The following is a 1,937-nucleotide window of genomic DNA, read 5'->3' on the forward strand; positions in this document are numbered from 1 at the left end:
CCCAAGTTCATCAGCTTATGCCTGATTTTTCGGGTTGAGCGGGGCGTGGAGTACCGCAGATCAGTAAGTTGGGCTGGCTCGTCGCTGACCCCGTTGTTGTGCCAACTCAGGGCTCTCGTAGGATCTCGAAGGTCCTATATTGCATGGCCGTAACGGGTTTTGTACCGTTGCGCCATGTTCATTCGCGCCTCGCGCTCACAAGGTCGGACGTATCTGCGGCTGGTCGAGGGCTACCGTGACGCCGACGGCAAGTCCCGCCAGCGCCAGATCGCCCAACTCGGACGGGCCGACGCGCTCACCGAGGACAAGGTCCATAGCATCATCCGCGGGCTCAAGCGACACACGGGATTGCCGCTGGTCGACGCCGACACGGCGCACTTCGAGCCGAGCCGTTCGCTGGGCGCGCCCTGGTTGTTGACCGAGATCTGGCGTTCCCTTGGCTTGGACAAGGGGCTGCAACAGGCGCTGCGCTCCTCGTATCGGCAGTTCGATCTGGAAGGGGTCATCCGCGCTATGGTGCTCAACCGCCTGTGCGACCCCAGCAGCAAGCTCGGTGTGCTGCGCTGGCTGGAGCGGGTGCATCTGCCCGGCGTCGATCTGCGCAGCATCGACCATAACCAGTTGCTGCGCGCCATGGACGCGCTGATCGAGCACCGCGAGGCTGCCGAAGCGATCGTCGCCCACCAGTTGCGCCCGCTGCTCGATCAGGAGCTGTCGGTTGTGTTCTATGACATCACCACGGTGCCGATCCACGGCGAGCACCACGTCGACGGGGATCTGCGCCAGCCAGGGCTGAGCAAGGATACTCACGGGATCCACCGCCAGTTCGCCCTCGGGGTGATCCAGACCGCCGAGGGACTGCCGATAGCCCACGAAGTCTTCGAGGGCAACGTCGCGGAGACGAAGACGCTGGCGCCGATGATCACCCGGCTGCTGGAGCGCTTCCGGCTGGAGCGGGTGGTGGTGGTCGCCGACCGCGGACTGCTCAGCCTCGACAACGTCGACACGCTGGAGGCGCTGGGGCGTGAGCAGGGCCTGGCCGTGGACTACATCCTGGCGGTGCCAGGCCGGCGCTACGGCGAGTTCACCGATCTGATGGACAGGCTCCATCCCGTGCTGGCCGAGCAGGCCCAGGCCGCCGGCGAGGAGGCGGTCACCGAGACCACCTGGCAGGGTCGGCGTCTGGTGGTTGCCCATAATCCCGAACGCGCTGCCGAGCAAAGCGCGAACCGGCGCCGGCGCATCGAGCGCGTCGATGAGCTCGGTCAGCGCCTCGCCCAGCGCCTGGACAACCAGGACGCGGGCAAGGCCGGGCGCGGACGGCGCTCCAGTGATCGTAGCGCCTACCAGCGCTTCCACAAGGCGGTGATCGAGCAGCGCCTGTCCGGGATCATCAAGGCCGATCTCGCGGCCCCGCGGTTCCACTACGACATCGACGAGGCCGCCTGGGCGGCGGCTGAGCGGCTAGACGGCAAGCTGCTGTTGGTCACCAGCCTCAACGAGCGCGAGGCCGGCGAGATCGTGGCGCGCTACCGCTCACTCGCCGATATCGAGCGAGGCTTCCGGGCACTAAAGTCGACGCTGGAGATCGCGCCTGTCCATCACCGGCTGCCTGATCGCATCCGCGCCCATGCCCTGATCTGCTTCCTGGCGCTGGTGCTCTACCGGGTGCTGCACATGCGTCTGAAGGCTGACGCCTCCCTGGGTCTGAGCAGTGTTGAACGACTCCTGGAGTCGCTGGAGAGCGTTCAACTGCACCAGCTCCACCTCGATGGCGAGGCCATCCAGGGGATCTCCATGAGCGCTGCCCAGCGCGATCTGTTCAAACGCTTGGAGGTGAGACCGCCGCACCGCGATACCGTGGCCTAGGTTGTGCCAACTCGAAAACGGACAACCCGCACATCAATGACTTACGCCCACGGCTGATGAACTTGGGA

Annotated in this window: 1 protein-coding gene; it reads left to right on the plus strand. The window is 65.7% G+C overall.

Annotated elements, in window-relative coordinates:
- Positions 1-174 precede the first annotated feature (174 nt).
- Positions 175-1,869 carry an IS1634 family transposase gene (locus tag ACPEES_RS23195; RefSeq protein ID WP_435106842.1) on the plus strand — a complete coding sequence of 565 codons (1,695 nt, stop codon included), beginning with the start codon at positions 175-177 and terminating at the stop codon, positions 1,867-1,869.
- Positions 1,870-1,937 lie beyond the last annotated feature (68 nt).

The organism is Arhodomonas sp. AD133, from assembly GCF_051195215.1.
Lineage (GTDB): Bacteria > Pseudomonadota > Gammaproteobacteria > Nitrococcales > Nitrococcaceae > Arhodomonas.

Coding starts and splice junctions, on each gene's coding strand:
- ACPEES_RS23195 (WP_435106842.1), top strand. CDS start 175: ATGTTCATTCGCGCCTCGCGCTCACAAGGTCGGACGTATCTGCGGCTG.